We start from the raw sequence: 19192 nt of genomic DNA on the forward strand, positions 1-19192 counted from the left end.
TTATTCGTTATCAAATTTTGGATTCTCTCTCTTGAAGTGGAAAACCACTTCCCAATCTCCTTGGGTTAAAATTTTAAAGTTTAACCCAAATCTTGAAGTCGACAAAAACCCACCAAAGCCTATTCTAGAATAGCCAAATTCAACCTTAGCATTATCAGAACTTGTATAAGGAGTGGGATAATTTGTCAACGGGATCGGATATGCTACGTCATATTGCACATACTCACTCGTTCTGACACGATTAAATCCATGTACTAATTCATCCCATTTTGTTTCATTAAAATTATCGGGGTTAATGGGTTTATTATCTTTATCCAAAAAAACAAAGCGTAAATTATGTCCATTCCCACCTTCAAAACGTCTGATATAAACCACTAGGTCCTTATTCACATCATCTGTCTTCAACTGTTCATCAGAACCTGCTCCTACGATATTATCCATAAAAGAGGGCCTGATATAATCTCTTTTCTTAGGATTTTTAGGGTCACTTGGATCTGGGGCCTCAAGGCCATTGTAAGGATTTATATCGGTTGAAGGTTCGTAATCGCGAACCCGCCACGGAATAATTTGAAAATCCTTAATGATGGTACTTCCTCCAGTATTGGAAATTTTAACATCAAAATATCGGATATCTTGAACCAAATCAATACTATCTGCTGAACGAGGTGTGACCAGATCATCTGTTGACGTATTCCATAAAACAAATAGACCAGTAGAATCGACTTCCATCAAAGGTTTCATCACCAATTCACGTTTAGCTTCTATTTCTTCAAGAGATCTTTCCTTTCCATCATACAATACTTTCCAAATAAAAGTAGGTTTCACTTGAAAAAGATCCGTATATGGTTTCCCATCACCATACCTTGGATTAACGATTTCAAAATGCAAAGGAGTTGTTGAATGGTCATTGTTAATCGAGCCAAAACGTGTTGTTCTACCCAATACTGGATAAAAGGACTTTGTTTCATAATTAATATTAGGACTCAAAAACTCCTTTTCCTCCGGTAAATTATATAGTTTTTTACAACTTGTTGCAGCAAAACAGAGCATAAGTATTACCGCTAGACAAGTTGGCCCCTTTATGATTTTATGGGCATTAATTCTTTTCATACATTTTATCGTTTATAAAGCTTACTTGCTTCTATTCATAGTCCAGTCAGCCAATTGAAAATCATTTCCATTATACATACGTGCGATATTCAAACGATATGTTTTATATCCTTTCGTATTTTTGAATGAGAATACTTTCAACTGAAATCTTTCTTCAAACTCTTGATCGCTCAGTTTGTCCAATAGATCCCATTTCTCAGACTCTTCATTCCAGCCCTGCAACGTCCAATCCGTAGGATCACGATCTGCAAGATCATTGGCGGAGGTCAACGTATAGCTATTTGCTGCCACTAACTCAGGGAACTCCCATTCAATATAAAACTGTCCAGGACTTGATAAGAAGAATTTAGTTTCTGGGTCGCCATCAAATACATGTTTAGAAGCTTCCACCGCATTTGGTCCACCGCTTGTTTCTTTGGATGCGTTAGGTGTTCCGCCAATGGTTTTAAATAAGTTTTCTGGTGGTGGTACATAAATCACTTGGCTAACGAACTTATTAAAACCAAATACATGATCTGCAGCAAGTACGTGCACAATACCATTATCGGTTTTTACATTCAGGGAGCTTGTTTCGGTCGTTATCCAATTTCTTTTAAAAACAGATTTACGCGTATCAGAAAAATTCATCGTCATAGGTCCGCCATCAATAAAACCTGAAGAGGTTTGTTTAGCTAAATCAATATGCATAGGGTATCCATAGCGCACACCGTATGCTTCTTTACCATCTTGATTTGTAATCGAATCACTCGGTATACTACCGCGCAAGATATATTGGCACAATAGGGAGTCCAGTACTGTTAATTTGACTGAATTTAGGTATTGTGGCGATTTATCAGATAAACTTAACGTGTTGTTTAAGTTTTGTAACGCCATCTGAAAATTCGCATTGGTCAATGCAAATAGTGTAACAGAAACTATCGCGCATTAGCCCTTGTAATTCTATACGATCGATTACTTTTATCAACGAATCATAAACTCCAGGTTTGCTTTTAAGATAATCATACATATTACCCTTATAGATCGGTTCATTTGGAGTTTTAGCATAATAGCCCTTATCCTTTGAGCAGGAAAAAAAGAAGATTCCTGAAATCAAAATTAAAAACCAATATTCCAATTTGTTATTTTTCATACGTTAGTTCTTTTATTTCCAGTAAACATTCTGTGTAATAAGTTTATTCTGATCCAGCACATCTTTGGCTATAGGCCAATATATACCATCATTTTCAATGAGTTGAGCTAGCTTTGGATTGTCGTGTTTAATTTTTTCACGACGAATCATATCATACCAACGGTGACCTTCTCCCATCAGCTCCCTTTTACGTTCTAGGAAGATGGCATCAACTAAATCACCATTTGCTGTTTCGCTATAATTTTTCAATCCCCGGCGGCCTCTAATTTCATTTAATAGATCGATCGCATTGTTCGTTTCTCCTAAAACTGCCAATGCTTCTGCGCGCAATAAAGCGATATCTTCCAAACGAGTCAAGACTGTCGCGCTGGTAAATATTCTAAAACTCGGGTCAGAGCTTCCTCCTTGAATACATTTGATTTTACTGAAAATGGGATATTTACCATTAAAGTTTCGGAAATACACCTCTGTATTTGGATTACCCAAAGTATCAATACTGAATCGTTGATCTTTTTTTTCTATAAAAGTTTTTAAGATATTTTCTTTAGTCATATACAGATCTGGCGTCGTTTTATTCACAACAGGTGCTGCTAATGTCAATTCTTCAATATGCCCGGTAAAGGATGCTTCCACATGAGACCATATATAACTGAAACCAAAGATATGTTCAGGTCTTTTCTCAAAGAAAAATCCATTTCCATCTGTCAACGCAGATGTTGATATATAGAATGATCCAGCTTTATTATAATTCGTCATGACAAATTGAGAATACGCTGCAGCATCGGCATAATTTCCCTGCCATGCTGCAAGATGGGTCAACAAAGCATAAGCCGATAGTTTTCTCGCTAAAGCCCCTTGCCAACGACCCGATCCTTCATTGTAGTAATTTCCGATCTGTTGCTCATCTCCTGTACTGTAGGAGTAAGGTAAATCTTGAGCTGCTTCAAACATTTCTTTTTCTATCCAAGCATATAATTTCAACTTATCTTCTTTTTCTTGATTTTCGAAGCTACCATCATGCGATGAAGTTATCAAAGGAACATCTCCCCATATTAAAACCATATTATAGTAAGCATAAGCTCTCAGGAATCTAATTTGTGCAATGTCTACAACCAAATTATTTTCGGTATAGCGTTTATCTTTTTCCCTTACGTCAGGAGCACGCTCTAAAAACAAGTTAGCTGCATTGACAATGGCAAACCATCTTCTCCAATTAGACAATGCATTTAACGACTCATAATTAGCCTTAAGATCATGATTCATGATGGCTTTCAGATCTTGTCGATTTGGACTTTCATAATCTCCAGACCGGACCTCACCATAAAGCCAATAGGCATTATGATCATTCAATGCAGCTTTTGTTAAGCCATATACGCCTATTAGTGCGGCTCTAGTATCTTCGAGCGAATTCCACATATTCTCTTCTTTAACTGATCGCGTGGAATCTACATCAAGCATTTTCTTACAGCCCGAAAAAAGCAGCAAGAAGGTCAACAAGAAGCAATAAAAACTAAGGTATCTTTTCATATTTTATAATCTTAGAAGTCAAATTTTACACCCAGCGTATACATGCGAGGGATTCGCATTGTCGCTCCATTATCATAGCCTGTATAATCAATGATTTCAGGATCAACTCCAGAGTACGACGTCAGGGTCAACAGGTTATTAGCCGAAACGTAAGCATATACATTTTTTATCCTATCCTTATTTCCATTCAACAATTCGGTGAAATTATAGCCTAGTGTTACGGAGCGAAGTTTAATAAAAGAAGCGTTCTCCAAAAATAAATCCTGATCAAGTTGGTAAGGCATAACTGTACTCCATGGGTTATACAAAGGATATTTACTGTAGTCTCCTCTTTTCTCCCAAAAAGTAATCTCTTTGATTGCATCCAAGTTTCGACTACCCTCATTATTAATAAAATCAAATCGATTGGCCATCTCTTGATTGATGACTTTTCTACCAAGATTAAAATAAAGATTAAAATTGAGGTCCCAATTTCCATAAATCAATCGATTGCTTAAATTTCCAAAAACAGTGGGTAGTTTATGTCCTTGAAGTGTACGGTCCAAATCATCGATGCGATTATCTCCATTCTGATCCTTCCACATCGGGTCACCTGCTTTAATAGCAATACCATTGTAAGTCATACCTAAGGGTACTTCAGCATCTGACTGATATAAACCTTCATTGTTCAGCAACCAGTATTGATCGAGTGGCTTACCGACTTGGAGCAAGCTATTTCCAAGAATTAATTGATCCAATCCATTCGGCAGAGCTTTTAACTTATTTTGATTGTGCGAAATATTAAGTACTGTCGACCAGGTAAAATTATCGCGTTTCACAGGATCAATACCTATTGTGAAATCAATCCCTGCATTTTGAACATCCATTCCGGGTTGATTGTTCGACTTATAGCCATATTCACTAAAAGCGGGAATCCCTATCATCTGATTTTTCGTTTGTTTCAAATAAAAATCCACCGAAACAAAAAAACTATTCTTGTAGGTTGCAAAATCAAAACCTAGATTACCTTGATCGGTATATGCCCAAGGCAGATTATACCCGACCCAGCCTGATTCATATGGTCGTACTAGTGCCGCCATACCATTATACCCAGCCACTATTTGATTACCCGTATACCCTATTTGAGAAACATAATTTGGTCCTTGGGCAACATCATCAAAGGTATTCGGTAACCCTATTCTTCCTAGACTCAAGCGAGCAGCCATATTTTTCACGCGATCACTAGATTGGAAATAGCTGTTTTTCAGATTCCATTTCGAAGACAATGAAGGTGTAAATAACCAGCGAGAATCTGGTTGCGCATTTGAAGAGCCATCTGTTCGCAACACTAAAGAGGTCTCCAGTTTTTGATCATAGTCGTAAGTCGCCTTTCCATAAAATGACACCATATTATGCCGCGTACGATCGATAAACTTGAACACCAATTCCCTCGGAAAAGCTATGGGATTCAAATAATTTTCAAGATTTGAATCATCTTCCAATAGATTTACTTTAATAAAATCATTAACTCCTTTATAAGCATAAGCGTAATTATAGCGATAGGTATCCCACTGTAACGTATTTCCGACTAGGAGGTTTAAATTGTTTTTTTCATTTATTTTCCAATCGTAATAAATCTTATTTTCAAATAAAGCACGTTGATTAAATCCATTATAATTTGAAGCAAAACTATTGTTTTCCATCAATTTACTGTGAAAAAATTGATCTCGATACCCTTCATTATAATCAACCATTCCTGTTGATAAAAAATGAAGATTTCCAAAGTCTAATTGCAAATTAGCAAAGGCTTGAGCAAGATTTATTTTATTATTATCAAATCCTTTGTTATATAAGGATAAATAATCATCATAGATTAATTTATTAGGTGCCAGTGGCGCCGATAAATCTGGAAAATAAGCCATTTGAGCAAATCGATCCCTAAGGTTACGGTTTCGATTACGGTCTGTACGGTTAATATTAGCTTGCGTAGTGAATGTCATCCATTTTAATGGTTTCATATTCAATCCAAATAAGGCGTAATACTTATTTAGTTTTGTATGATCAGCTACCCCTTTATCTTGGGATGAACCCGCCATAAACTGAAAGTTAGCCCGGGGACCACCTCCAGAAAGATTCGCATTGATATTATGTAAAAGCGCGTTACTATAATAAGAATCTGTCCAATCAGATTTACCAAAATAATTTATGTTCAACGAATCACTTAGATACAAAGGGTAAGAATCGCCTTCATCGTACTGACCATTAGAGCTATACAGATCATAAAATTGCTGTCTGAATTTATTTTCAAAATCACCATTAATAGTTGTTACCTGTGGTTTTTGTGCAAAACCGGTATACATATTCACCGCAATTCTATTCGTTTTATCCGCCTTATACGCTTTCGTTTTGACAACAATCACTCCATGCGCAGCATTAGGACCATAGAGTGCTGTAGCGGCCACATCTTTCAGTACTTCTATAGACTCAATTAAATCAATATTGATATTGGTCAATAAATTTGTCGCTGGACCGATCCTTTCGAGATCATAAGACTGGACCGCATAAGCAAAAGGATGTTCACCAATCATGGGCACCCCATCTATAACGACAAGAGGCTGATTTTGAAACACATCAGACTCGGACAACAATGGTCTTGAAATTCCTCGGAAGAACATCGGTTGCTTGGTTTCCTGGCTCGCCAGAAGATTCATTAATGAACAATCCTGTATTGTTAGCCTTCAGGAATTGCTGCAATGAGGTTAACGGTAATGTGGATACGGAAGATATGCTTACAGCGTTTATTTCTGACCTTGGGATGCCAAACACTGAATCTAGCTTTACTTCTGCCAAACTCGCCCCCAAAGAGTCCACAACTTGCTGATTTTCTTGATTTTGAGCCACAACATGTAGGCAGCCAAAAATGCAATTCCATCCTAAAAAAATGATTTTCTTCAAATCCTTTCTTAAAATCATGTACATATTGATGTTAGTTAATTTAGGTAATTGATACTTCAATGGTATATGGTCACAACAATTCCGAAAGAATATTACATCATATTAAAAATAATATAACATAACATTAATTAATCTTTCAAAAATAAAGAAAATGTAGCCTACACCGAATTAAATACTTGAATTTTCATAATTAATACATTAGTTTATAAAACGTTTTAGCAGATTGCAACAAGGAAAGACCTTCTCAAAATCTTCAAAAACTGTTATTTGGTTGTTAGTTATACAATTGGTTTATACTACCTTAAAAAATAGTATATGTAAATATATATAAAAAAAAATATTATCGATCATTTTTTTTTATAATTTTTCAAATGCTAAACTGGTTTACCTACTTTAAAACAGCAGTTATACAATCACTTTTCGAGAAAAAAATGGAATTAACTGCTATTTAGCATATATTACGTAAAAAGATAACGTGTAAAAATATTCACATTTGGGGGATAATTTAATCGATTAAAATTATAGAAAAGTGCGATACACACTAAAATTTTAAAAAAATGCTAAGAATAAATAACAATTTATACCATAACTTTTTTGGTATCATTCCATTATCATTAAAAAAGCCTTTACTCGATTCTCGAGTAAAGGCTTCTATATGCTGTCATATTGTTAAGTCTATTTTTTTACGACCTTTAAAATTGCTTTACTATTTCCTTGACTTAAATCTACGGTCAAGATATACGTATCATTTAACGTAAGTGTTTTTCCTACAACAATCCCAAGATTACCATTATCACGGCCATTTGACCCATTACCTATAAAAAATAAATCACTATCCGTACTGATATTTTCAGCGCCGAACTCACCTCCCCAATCTTTTTGATGAAAAAATTTAAAATTGATATTATCGGTATGGATTGACTCTCCCGCTTTGACCGTTATTTGATATTTCTGACCTCCGATAGGCAGCATACATAAAGCCTTACCTGGATTCCAACCTACCTGATTGTTTGTCACGTTTGGTTTGCCAACTCCATCGCCAATGATCCAAATAGCCCCTGTACCATCATCCTTCAGTTTTGCTAAATTATTGCCATCCATTGCTTCTACAATGAAGTATTTTAATTTAAAATCTGCTGTCACCCGATACTTACCATTTATACCATTAAAACTCATCGCTCCATCAGCTTTTTTAGTGAAGTAATCTGAATCGATCCACCAGTCCGTTAAATCTTCGATCCCATCTATCTCAACAGCTGTCCCATTTTTCAACTCCAATTCTCCTTTGAAGTACTCATCGTCCACACGACTGAATAAAATTCCATTCATATAGATATTGATAAATGGCGCAGCTGCATACGTAAGGGTATTGAATTGTATACTATAGACTCCAGAAGTTAAATTTGTAAAAGGTATTTCTGCAGTAGAACCTTCATCTACGCTATTATTAACCCATCCAAAATTTATAACATTACCTTCCGTGCCTACCTTTGGTGCTTGAATATATGCCTTTACAGCATTTGGAAAGTTTTCTGTCGCAGCATATTCATTTGGACCGATTTTTTCCATACGGTAAGATCTTGATTCTGTCACCAAATCCAAATAAGGAAAATCAGGTCTACTCAAATCAATCTCAAAAGATTGTTCAGTCACTTTTTGACTGATATTCTGTAGGATAAATTTTAATGTCGCTTTCCCATTTGGGATATTTTTATAAAATGGAATGAATATTTTTCCACTATAATCCCCATTATTTTTTGTACGGATGACCGTTTCAGAAACCTGGTCATCTGTATAGAACAATTGGACTTTTACAGTAGATAAAGCGATTTCTTGATCTTTAGCGTGAAGCTGAAAGGATAAACTGTCTCCAAAGTGAGCTGATGAAACAGCTGACTTCACTTCGAGCTGCGGATGACCGACTTGATAGGAATATTTCTCATCCTTTTTACAAGAATATAATACCGAAATGGCTGCAGCACCAAGGAGAATATTTAAAATAAGTCTTTTCATAATTCTAGTGTTAATTGGCCCATCGATAAGAAACCACAGATTTAGCAGGTACTTCATAGCTAAAGTGATTCTTGGCATCGTTAATCGTAATATTTCTATTCTCATCAGCATCATTCAGCAGCACGATTGCATAAGAGCCATCCTGATTTTGGAAAGCGGTGTAGACCAATCCCTCTGCGGTATAACCACTTGCTCCAATACGTACTGCCCCCGATTTCACTACCGATGAAAGATGACCAACAATGTAGTAATGTGAATTACGTGTGATGGATTTAAAATTAGATGTACTGACATCCACAGCACCATAACAAGTCTGGCAGCCTCCATCGCGATTTGGTCCTTTATCTGTATCTAACATTAAGTTCCATACAATAACCGCTTTACTCCAGTTATTAACCGTCCCAAGCGCTACCTCACGCATATCTTCCATTAATCTTTTTTCGAGATTACGACCGTCATTCCATTCACCGATGGATGTTTCTGTAAAAACAAGTTCCTTATCAGGACGTTGACTATGAATATCCAACAATTCGGCTTTATCTCCACCATAATTGTGAAATGCTGCTCCAGTTATAAAAGCTGCTGCGGCAGCATCATTATAGATTTTTACAGGATAATCATTTTGATCAGCGATGTTATCATAATTGTAATTATGATCAAATGCATAAATCTTTGTGTTTAAATCAGATGCTTTCAATTGCGGTCCCAATGCTTGTTTGATAAAAGCTTGTTGCTCTTCCCATGTCATATATAAAGAAGCTGAATTCCCCCTATTTAAGGGTTCATTTTGAACCGTTATGGAAGAAATATTGATTCCTTCCTTTTCCATTGCCTGTAGCCATTGTACAAAATACCAACCATAATCTTGATAATACTTAGGATTCAACTGGCCACTAGTCCATGAGTCAAAAGGTTTTAGATCGGTCAAATTATTTACTTTCATCCATTTAGGTGGTGTCCATGGAGATCCCATGATCTTAATCGATGGATTGATGGCTAATATTTCTTTTAGCACTGGTAGGATGTACTGCTTTTCTTCCGATTGTAAAGCAAAATTTTCTTTACCTTCCGTATCCCAGCAGGTATACTCACTTAATGAAAAATCCGAACAACCAATGGCAATTCGTATATAGTTCATACCCATACCATTTTGATCAGAGAAAGTTTCTGTCAAGAATTTTGTACGATCTTCTTGTTTCATCTTCATCAGATTATAGCAAGTAGATCCCGTTACCGCAGCACCAAAACCATCCATTGTCTGGAATTTCTGTTTCGGATCTATCGTTATGGTATTGGGAGACATGTTAAACTTTGTACTGAAATCCACAAAGCCTTTATTAAAATCCTGAGAACGGGTATTTGTGGTTGTATAAATCGTCACATCCCCCTTATCTTTTATCGATTCATTTGAAGAAGGAGTATAGCTATCGTGGTTACATGATGTTGTGGTGATTAAACAAGACAACAAGAGTGAATATATCATAGTACTGTTATATATAAGTTTCATAAAGTTTCAAATTAATATCCTAGATTTTGCACTAAGTTGGGATTCTCGTCAATTTTAGCTTGCGGCACTGGTAATCTATAAGAATATTGATTAAAAGGGTAAACCTGTGCTTTGCGCCCTTTATCTTTTGCAAATACAGCATTCATAACAGATTCAACTTTATCCAATCGTACTAGATCAAACCAACGTTGGCCTTCGAAAGCCAGTTTCCAACCGACGTTCTTTTAACAAAGCATCCAACATGCGTTCCTTGCTTACACGAGTGGCATTGTCCAGTGCAGGAAGTTTTACGCGATTACGTACACGATCGATAATGCTTGCCGCTTCCATTAAATTGGGACTTGCTTGCATAATCAGCGCCTCTGCTTTCAACAATAATAGATCGGCATAGCGCAGCTTAACAATACTGCTCATTCCTGAGCGCAGCTTAAACATAAATGGGTAGTGAGATGCGGGATAGTAATTACTCCAAGTAGCCACATAGTAGACGATGGACTGATCCATTCGGATTTGATCACCTTCATTTTGATACGTTTGTATTAGGTCGCGCGAGGGAGTCACCCATTTAGCCCAGGTAAAACTATTATCATAATTTGATAGGTCACGACCAAACATCCAAGTGGCCCAGTTACCTGACCCAGGCATAAATTGCACTTCTAAGATTGACTCTTTTGTATTACGCTGTTCCAGATCTGAATTTGCGGCATTAAGTGCATATAGGTCCGAATATTCAGCATTAAGATCAAACCCATCAGCAGCAAGAGCATCAACATACTGGATAACTTTAGCATAGTCACGAATCGGTTTTTCAGCATATATTTTCGCCAACATCGCCTTGGCAACTGACTTTGTAAATCTCGTTTTATCGGATGCTGAATTACTAGGAGCATCTACCGATGCTTCCAATAAATCCTTTTCGATCTGCAGATATGCTTCCTCTTCTGTATTTTGAAAAGGAAAATATTGTGGGTAAACCTCTTCAATATTTTCTGATGTAATATCACCAGCCTGCGTGGTGATGACAGGAATAGACCCAAAAAGACGAACCATGTCAAACATCGCTAAAGCTCGGAATATTTTGGCTTGTGCCTTATACGACTTGATCTGCGAATCACTGACCGACTTATCCGCCACACTATCAATATTGATGATCAATCGATTGGCTCGAGCGATATCCTCTAAATATCTAGCCCAATCACGATCTATAACTGAATTTGAGCCCTCAATCGAGTTATTTTCAAAAGGCAATACCTCTGCCCCCGTTGTTCCTGCATAGGCGTTATCTGCATGCGACTCGGAGATGAGCAACAAGTCCATATACCAATGTTCTTGTCGATCCCGCATTTGTTGATAAATACCCGTTAAGAAGTTATCAACTTCACTCTTATTCTTAAAAACAATCTGAGATCCTGTTTCGGTTTTACCTTGCGATTCATCCGAATAACCATCAAGCGGGTCACGATTTAAAGAACATGAAGAGACTAATATTCCTATTGACAATAAGAACATGAATGGATTTCTATATATATTATTCATCACAATTCAATTAAAATTCTACATTTACCCCAATTACAAACGATCTACTTTGTGGATAAGTTCCCCAATCTATGCCCTGTATCCGGCCAGAGTTTCCATACTGATTGACCTCAGGGTCCATACCCGAATATTTCGTCCATGTCAGCAGATTACTAGCAGATAAGTATGGTTGTATTTTTTGTATCCCAATACGTTTTAACCTTTCAGGAGCAATAGCATAACCGAGTGAGATATTTTTCAATCTCAAATAACTACCATCCTCAATAAAATAAGTAGAGTTTTTCATATCAAATCCAGCTTTAGGCACATCGGTGATCTGACCAGGGACTCTCCAACGATCTAAAACAACCGAGGTCTGATTGCGACCATCATACATACCCTCCGTTTCCATACGACTCGCATTAAAGACATCATTTCCATAGGTTCCCTGAATGAAAATACTTAAATCGAAATTTTTCCATGAAAAGCTATTGGTCATCCCATAAGTGAATTTGGGATTTGGATCTCCAATGTAGGTACGATCAGATGATGAAATTTTATCATCACCATTCAAATCACGATAGATTAGCTCCCCTGTCTCCGGATTGACACCGTCACTGATATAACCAAAGAATCCACCCAATGCACGTCCAGGTTCATTTCTAACCGCATAATCGTGTACGTTATCATTGGTCATGGCATCGTTATATATTTTTTTCAGCACTAACTTATCAAGGCGATTCTTATTAAATGAAATATTAAAATCGGTGTTCCACGTGAATTGTCCGATTAGATTTTTTGAACCAAGTGCAATCTCAAGGCCCTTATTTGTCATTTCTCCCTCATTCCGCTTAATTACACTAGCTGCTGCTGAACCCGCAGGTAAAGAAACCTCCATCAACATATTAGTGGTTTTTTTATAGTAATAGTCCAACGTTAATGTCAACCTATTTTGAAAAGTCGCAACATCGACCCCTATATTTGATTGCGTTGTAGTTTCCCAAGTTAAATCTCTTGTTCGCAATGTATTAGCTTGCGTAATATTTGGCACAGCGTTTTCCTGTCCAACTTTAAACCATTCTATTCTTCCGATACCATTAAAGGCTAAATAAGAGTAATCTCCAAGGCCCGATTGGTTACCTGTTTGTCCCCATCCTCCTCTTACCTTCAAGTCATTGATCCACTCCACATCCTTTAAAAAATCTTCTGACGAAAGCCTCCATGCTGCAGAGATTGAGGGAAAATAACCCCAACGATCATTTGGATTTAATTTCGAAGAGCCATCTCCGCGCATGTTTGCAGTCAAAAGATATTTACCATCATAATTGTACATAGCACGTGCGAAATAGGACATAATTCCCCAGTTGGATGCACCAGAGCCTGTACCATTCCAAGCAATCATATTAGCAGCGTTCAACGTTTGTATTAGACCGTTTGCATAATGAGAACCATTGATATAGCTATTGGAATATTTAGAATCCGTCCAAGAGGAACCTGCCATCGCTTCAAGTGTATGTTTACCAAAACTTTTATTATAAGTAAGTACATTATCCCAAGTCAACACCGTGTTCATATTTCGATTATCCGACGCTTCTCCATATTGATTTCGTCCCCAAGTCGTTGTCAATGGGTCTAAAAATGTAGTCGCTAGGCCATTTCTTCTATCCAAGGTAAAAGAAGATTTAAAATTCAGATCGGGCATAAAAGTAATCAAAGCACTACCTGATGCCAATATTCTATTTTCACGATTATTATTATACTTTGTTCGTGCCAGATTTTCAATAGGACTAGTAATATTACTGATTCCGTAGAAGTTATTATAATAACGATCAGGAAAGGTACTGTCCCATATTGGCGCATATGTTGGCGTAGTAATCACTGAAGTCACTACCCCTCCTCTATTGGACCCTAAACCCGCAGTAATGCCGTTATCATTATAATCCGAATAGGTTATATTGGCATTCACCTTTAACCATTTTCGAACCTGATTATCAATATTGGCCTTAAAATTATACCGTTTAAAAAACGAGCCTTTTAATGTCCCTTTATCATCTGTGTAGCCCCCCGATAAATAATACCTTAACTTTTCGGTTCCATCGGAAATGGTTAATTGATAATTTTGTTGGATACCCGTTTTATAGGTCTCCTTAAACCAATCTGTTTGATCTGTCAAGCCGACAGGCAAACTTATCATCCCAATTTCATTTTGGAGTTCACGATATTGTTCGGTATTGAGTACATCTATCGTATTGTTTACGAAATTGGAAGTTAATTGTGCTCCAAATGTAATTTTCCCTTCTCCTACTTTTCCCGTTTTTGTTGTTATCAAGACTACTCCATTAGCAGCTCTAGAACCATAAATTGCAGCAGAAGATGCATCTTTTAGAATTTGGATATCGGTTACATCATTGGGCGATAAAAATTTAATATTGTCTACTGGTACTCCATCTACGACATACAATGGATCATTGCTACCATTAAAAGAGGTTGTTCCTCGCACACGGATATTCATTTCAGCACCGGGAGCACCATTCGGTTGAATGACCGCAACACCTGCAGCTTTACCTTGAATTGCCTGACCAACATTGACAATAGGTCTTTTTTCTAAATCTTTAGTGGATACCGATGAGATTGCAGTAGTTACATCTTTCCGCTTAACGGTACCATAACCGATCACCACAACATCATCCAATACATTTTCTGAAGCGTCTAAAAGAACCGTTAAGTTATTTTGCACAACCGGTACTTCTTTTCTATCATAACCAACATAAGACAGTAACAGTGTACTGCCTGTTGGAACCGATATTTGAAAGCGTCCATCCTCCTGAGATGATACGCCATTAGTTGTTCCTTTTTGAACAATTGTAACTCCTCCAATTGGCTTCTGATCTTGAGCGTTCAGTACGCGCCCATTGACCTGTATTTTCTCTTGAGCGAATGTCGAACCGATTATCGCCAAGAAAAAAAATATCCAAATAAAAGGAGTTGCTTTCTTAGTAAAGAAAATCATAAGTATTTATAAAATGGTTTTTATAATTTAGTTTGAGAACTACTCAAAATAGTATAGGAGTTCCCCCGCTCCCTTACTGAAACAAAGCTACTGGAAGCCCACATAGAATAAAAGGGGGGAAAACTAAAAAGTACCACAAATTAAACACAAATAACTAATTTACAGGTAATTAACAATATATATCAGGTCTAAAAAGTACCGAATCAACAACTATTATCGATCAATAACAGCAATTTGACGCACGCGATCTTCAAAATCCTCTCGATTTCCGATGGCTTTATTCCGTACTTTGGTTCGGTAATTATAGACCGTCCGTAGGGAGTACCGCAAGAAACTCGCAATCTTCACACTATCCGAAATTCCTAATCGAATCAGTGCAAAAATACGAAGTTCGGTATTCAACAGCTCACCTTTTTTTGGTAAAATTTGTTCATCTGGAGTTATCAAATTATTAAAATCTGAAACAAAATTTGGGTAAAGGTTTAAAAAAATACGATCAAAATTAACATATAATTGTTGCACTTCACGTTCTACCATCTGGGTCGATTTCAATTGATCTCTGATGGCATCCCATTGTTGATTGCTTGCTTTCTTAAGAAGAGCTTTCCGAATTTCTTCCATCTTGTCAATATAATTGGAACAAAGGTCAAAAAATTGAGCAATGTACTCTTCCTTTATATGATTGGACTCTGCTAATTGTGTATTCTTATCGTTGATATCATCATTCAGCTGCCTTAGATTAGTATTTGTTGCGGAAAGCTCCTCCCGGATTTTGCGCAACCGTTGTACCTGTCTGAAAATAATAACCAATCCCATGATTAAGATCAGTGATAAGAAACTGATAATTACCAACATCATTTGCAATTGTTTATTTTGGGTATTGATCTTTTTTTGATACGCAGCGTTAATAATTGGATAAAAAGAAGTTCCTTCTACAATACGATAACGAACATTACATTCCATAGCGTCATCAATTGCCTTTTCTATAAATTTAAAGGCATGATCAAACGCTCTCAGTTCATAATATGTCAATGCCAGATCTTGCAAGGATGCATTATCTCGATTCGCAATCTCAATATCAGCTATTGCTGAAAGTGCAAAATAATACCGTTGATATGTAATATTCTTTTCCTGCTTATAAATTAAACCTATGAAATATGCAATGAACGCCCTTTGTTCGGAATTATCCTGATGCTCCATCCACATCGCTTCGAATAAGCCTTTCGCCTTTTTGCGCTGTCCCTGAAACAAGGTCTTAATTGCAATGGTACTTTTATAAAGTGCAGATTTGGGGTCAAGCACCATCAATAAAGAATCTCGGTAACGCTCACTCGCTTGATAATATGCTGCATGGTTGTTACTTTGGCCATAGTGGCTGTAGAAAGCACTATAACTATCATAGTACTTTGGCAGTATGGTCTTAGATAGTTTATCGGGATTCAATTGCTTCAATATGTCTTCAGCTTCAATATAACGACCTATTGTCGAAAAGATCCACGCCATATCCAAGTCAATCGAAACAACTACAGAGTCTGGAGCATGCAATGCCAACTGCTTACAAAGCATGATATAATGTAGTGCCGAATCTGACTGAAACTTTTTATAACTATTGAATATTTCGTAACTCTTCTCTAGATAAGCACCCTTATCATTTTGAAGTGTTAATGCCTCCTGCTTTAGCCTCGCAATATCATTTTCTCTTTTCTTAATATAGAGCCCTTGATTTTCCATGACATAATCGAGTTTTTTATATACACTCGTACTGTCACTCAAATCTTGAGCAGACACACTTAAAATAAAAAAATAGAATAAAAATAGAATAGGTAAGCGTTTCATCATTCTTTAGGGTTTTCCCACAGTCCAGGATAAACTTAGATAAATTTACTTAGATACACAATACAATTACGTTGATAAAAATAGTAGGTATCTTTAGTAATTGAGGACAGGGGAAGTAAATAGCTGGTACCCTGATAATCTAACAAAAGAGCGTGGACAATAACTATTGCCGCACGCTCTTATTAATTAACATATATCATTCATTAAATAGCTAACATAAATGAAAAATTTCATGCCGCCATAACATCCTAGTCTACTAACTTCCCAACATAATCCAGCATAAAATTGAATCACATAGACCCCTCATAGCATAGGACCTTAAAATTACAATTTCATCTTACTGAATGAGTAAGGCGCATCGTCATCCTTAATTCCTCTATTTTTATTAGGTTTCTCAGACATATCAAACTGTATTTTCGCACCTTTCATAAGGTCTTTATATCGAAAAAAGTTCTTCGTATAGATTTTTCCATCTACTTTCACCTGATTGACATAAACATTATTTTTATATTGGTTTTTCGCGTCAATCTCCACCACATTACCATTCTGCAGATTCAATTTGACAGACTCAAATTGAGGCGATCCCAGTACATACTCTCCCGAACCTGGGGCCACAGGATAGAAACCCAATGCTGAGAATACATACCATGCAGAAGTTTGACCATTATCTTCGTCACCACAATAACCATCAGGTGTTGGTAAATATAGATTATCCATTATTTTACGAACCCAATATTGCGATTTCCAGGGTTCAGCAGCATAATTATACAAGTAAGGCATATGCTGAATGGGTTGATTACCATGTGCATATTGTCCCATATTCATGACTTGCATTTCACGCATCTCATGGATCATGCTCCTACTCTTCATCCCTTCGTAGCTAGGAATCACAAATACAGTATCCAGCATCGCGTTAAAAGCCTGCTTTCCCCCCATGAGGTCTATCAATCCCTGTGGATCATGAAAGACACAGAAACTCCAATGCCAAGCATTACCTTCTGTATATTCTTTCGACCACGCACTTGGGGCAAAAGGAGTAATAAAAGTTCCATCCGATTTTTTACCCCGCATCAACTTTGTTTCTGCATCAAATAGATGTTTATAATTCACAGCTCGCTTTGCATACACCTCAATTTCTGACGCCGGTCTACCCAGCGCTTTTCCAAATTGATAGATACTCCAATCATTGTAACTATATTCTAAAGTTCGTGCTACATTTTGATTGATATTCTGATCTGTAGGTATATATCCCAATTGATTATAAACCTTATAACCAAAACGTCCCGTAGCTGATATTTTCGGATGAGATTGGTTCGCTCCATGCTGTACCGCCTCCCATAATAAATTCGCATCATACCCCTTTCTACCTGTAATAAATGCATCAGCAACAACAGCTGCAGAGTTATTGCCAATCATCGATTCACGATGGCCTGGGGATGCCCATTCTGGTAAAAAACCGCTTTCTTTGTAAGCATTTACCAATCCTGCTTGCATACGGTCATTCATCTCTGGGTAAAGCAAATTTAACATAGGAAATAAGCTTCTAAATGTATCCCAAAATCCCGTATCGGTAAACATCTCGCCAGGAAGTACTTTTCCATTATAAGGGCTGTAATGTATACGATTTCCCTGTGCATCGATTTCTGAAAAGTCACGTGGGAATAACGTAGATCGGTATAAGCACGAATAAAAGGTCTTTAATCGATCGGCATCTGAATCTTTCACCTCGACACGCCCTAGCACCTCATTCCATTTTGCTTTCCCTGCCTCTGCAATCTCATCAAACGTTTTTCCTTTTACTTCCTTAAGATTAAGTTCTGCCTGCTCAAAACTAATAAAAGAGGATGCCACTCGCGCGATTACTTCTTCACCACGTTTTAAGTTTTTAAACCCCACTATTGCCCCAGCATGATCATCCTCCAGTTCAAGTAGATTACTGTTTATCGCTCCACTTTTTACTGCAGATTTAAAATCAAAAGCACGGTCAAAAACAATGACAAAATAGTTTTTAAAGTTATCTGGCACTCCACCACTATTTCGTGTATTGTAACCGATAATCTTATTTTCTCCTGGAATTACTTTTATATACGATCCTTTATCAAAAGCATCAATAACAATATTTGCCTGCTCGGTCCTAGGGAATGTAAAACGAAAGGCAGCTCCTCGCTCTGTAGGTGTAAGCTCAGTCGTCACATCATAGTCAGCTAGATAAACACTATAAAAATACGGTTTCACGATTTCTGCCTTATGCGAAAACCAACTGGCACGTTTCTCCTGATCAAATACCGGTTCACCCGTAGTGGGCATAATGGAAAATTGACCATAATCATTATTCCATGGGCTTGGTTGGTGAGTCTGTTTAAATCCTTTGATTTTATCAGCGGTGTAGGTATATACCCAACCATCCCCCATATTTCCTGTCTGAGGAGTCCAAAAGTTCATTCCCCACGGCATTGCAATAGCAGGATATGTATTGCCATTGGATAACTCATACTTAGATTGCGTACCAATCAGTGGATTCACATAATCCACTGGACTAAAGGGTTGTGCTTCGACTCCTTGTAAGACAAAGAATAAAGCAATTCCCCCCATCACTTTTTTAAAATTCATC

13 protein-coding genes are annotated in these 19192 nt (G+C 37.0%); all 13 read right to left on the minus strand.

The window, feature by feature from the left end; genetic code table 11:
• A complete protein-coding gene (locus tag ACFX5U_RS19960) occupies positions 1-1110 on the minus strand; it encodes a DUF5007 domain-containing protein (protein ID WP_400261840.1) in 1110 nt (369 codons plus the stop codon).
• Between the two features lie 21 nt (positions 1111-1131).
• A complete protein-coding gene (locus ACFX5U_RS19965) occupies positions 1132-1983 on the minus strand; it encodes an ATP/GTP-binding protein (RefSeq protein WP_400261841.1) in 852 nt (283 codons plus the stop codon).
• Positions 1943-2239, minus strand: coding sequence for a hypothetical protein (locus tag ACFX5U_RS19970; protein ID WP_400261842.1), 297 nt, complete (start codon positions 2237-2239; stop codon positions 1943-1945). Before ACFX5U_RS19970 ends, ACFX5U_RS19965 begins: the two co-directional genes overlap by 41 nt.
• 12 nt (positions 2240-2251) lie before the next feature.
• The gene (locus ACFX5U_RS19975) at positions 2252-3766 is read right to left on the minus strand and encodes a RagB/SusD family nutrient uptake outer membrane protein (protein ID WP_400261843.1); all 1515 of its coding nucleotides are present in this window, start codon (positions 3764-3766) and stop codon (positions 2252-2254) included.
• A gap of 11 nt (positions 3767-3777) precedes the next feature.
• The gene (locus tag ACFX5U_RS19980) at positions 3778-6420 is read right to left on the minus strand and encodes a SusC/RagA family TonB-linked outer membrane protein (RefSeq protein WP_400261844.1); all 2643 of its coding nucleotides are present in this window, start codon (positions 6418-6420) and stop codon (positions 3778-3780) included.
• The gene (locus ACFX5U_RS19985) at positions 6377-6718 is read right to left on the minus strand and encodes a hypothetical protein (RefSeq protein WP_400261845.1); all 342 of its coding nucleotides are present in this window, start codon (positions 6716-6718) and stop codon (positions 6377-6379) included. The genes ACFX5U_RS19980 and ACFX5U_RS19985 overlap by 44 nt, the downstream gene beginning before the upstream one ends.
• Positions 6719-7375: 657 nt before the next feature.
• A complete protein-coding gene (locus ACFX5U_RS19990) occupies positions 7376-8713 on the minus strand; it encodes a DUF5125 domain-containing protein (protein WP_400261846.1) in 1338 nt (445 codons plus the stop codon).
• Positions 8714-8723: 10 nt separating this feature from the next.
• Positions 8724-10196: a glycoside hydrolase family 30 beta sandwich domain-containing protein gene (locus ACFX5U_RS19995; protein WP_400261847.1), complete on the minus strand. Its 1473-nt coding sequence runs from the start codon at positions 10194-10196 to the stop codon at positions 8724-8726.
• A 35-nt stretch (positions 10197-10231) separates the two neighbouring features.
• Entirely contained in the window at positions 10232-10366 is a 135-nt protein-coding gene (locus ACFX5U_RS20000) for a RagB/SusD family nutrient uptake outer membrane protein (RefSeq protein ID WP_400261848.1), read from the minus strand.
• A 31-nt stretch (positions 10367-10397) separates the two neighbouring features.
• Positions 10398-11756: a RagB/SusD family nutrient uptake outer membrane protein gene (locus tag ACFX5U_RS20005; protein ID WP_400261849.1), complete on the minus strand. Its 1359-nt coding sequence runs from the start codon at positions 11754-11756 to the stop codon at positions 10398-10400.
• A gap of 10 nt (positions 11757-11766) precedes the next feature.
• On the minus strand, positions 11767-14745 hold the full coding sequence (locus tag ACFX5U_RS20010; RefSeq protein WP_400261850.1) for a SusC/RagA family TonB-linked outer membrane protein: 2979 nt from the start codon (positions 14743-14745) through the stop codon (positions 11767-11769).
• Between the two features lie 213 nt (positions 14746-14958).
• On the minus strand, positions 14959-16584 hold the full coding sequence (locus ACFX5U_RS20015) for a DUF6377 domain-containing protein (RefSeq protein WP_400261851.1): 1626 nt from the start codon (positions 16582-16584) through the stop codon (positions 14959-14961).
• 321 nt (positions 16585-16905) lie between these two features.
• A complete protein-coding gene (locus ACFX5U_RS20020) occupies positions 16906-19191 on the minus strand; it encodes a GH92 family glycosyl hydrolase (protein ID WP_400263620.1) in 2286 nt (761 codons plus the stop codon).
• Position 19192: the final 1 nt, after the last annotated feature.

This window comes from Sphingobacterium sp. SG20118, from assembly GCF_044740685.1.
GTDB lineage: Bacteria > Bacteroidota > Bacteroidia > Sphingobacteriales > Sphingobacteriaceae > Sphingobacterium.

What these genes read in the sequence shown, in the direction of transcription:
- ACFX5U_RS20000 (WP_400261848.1), bottom strand. Translation starts at nt 10,366, where the DNA reads ATGAATGCTGTATTTGCAAAAGATAAAGGGCGCAAAGCACAGGTTTAC.
- ACFX5U_RS20020 (WP_400263620.1), bottom strand. Translation starts at nt 19,191, where the DNA reads ATGAATTTTAAAAAAGTGATGGGGGGAATTGCTTTATTCTTTGTCTTA.
- ACFX5U_RS19985 (WP_400261845.1), bottom strand. Translation starts at nt 6,718, where the DNA reads ATGATTTTAAGAAAGGATTTGAAGAAAATCATTTTTTTAGGATGGAAT.
- ACFX5U_RS19980 (WP_400261844.1), bottom strand. Translation starts at nt 6,420, where the DNA reads ATGTTCTTCCGAGGAATTTCAAGACCATTGTTGTCCGAGTCTGATGTG.
- ACFX5U_RS19975 (WP_400261843.1), bottom strand. Translation starts at nt 3,766, where the DNA reads ATGAAAAGATACCTTAGTTTTTATTGCTTCTTGTTGACCTTCTTGCTG.
- ACFX5U_RS19995 (WP_400261847.1), bottom strand. Translation starts at nt 10,196, where the DNA reads ATGATATATTCACTCTTGTTGTCTTGTTTAATCACCACAACATCATGT.
- ACFX5U_RS19960 (WP_400261840.1), bottom strand. Translation starts at nt 1,110, where the DNA reads ATGAAAAGAATTAATGCCCATAAAATCATAAAGGGGCCAACTTGTCTA.
- ACFX5U_RS20010 (WP_400261850.1), bottom strand. Translation starts at nt 14,745, where the DNA reads ATGATTTTCTTTACTAAGAAAGCAACTCCTTTTATTTGGATATTTTTT.
- ACFX5U_RS19965 (WP_400261841.1), bottom strand. Translation starts at nt 1,983, where the DNA reads ATGGCGTTACAAAACTTAAACAACACGTTAAGTTTATCTGATAAATCG.
- ACFX5U_RS20005 (WP_400261849.1), bottom strand. Translation starts at nt 11,756, where the DNA reads ATGAATAATATATATAGAAATCCATTCATGTTCTTATTGTCAATAGGA.
- ACFX5U_RS20015 (WP_400261851.1), bottom strand. Translation starts at nt 16,584, where the DNA reads ATGATGAAACGCTTACCTATTCTATTTTTATTCTATTTTTTTATTTTA.
- ACFX5U_RS19990 (WP_400261846.1), bottom strand. Translation starts at nt 8,713, where the DNA reads ATGAAAAGACTTATTTTAAATATTCTCCTTGGTGCTGCAGCCATTTCG.
- ACFX5U_RS19970 (WP_400261842.1), bottom strand. Translation starts at nt 2,239, where the DNA reads ATGAAAAATAACAAATTGGAATATTGGTTTTTAATTTTGATTTCAGGA.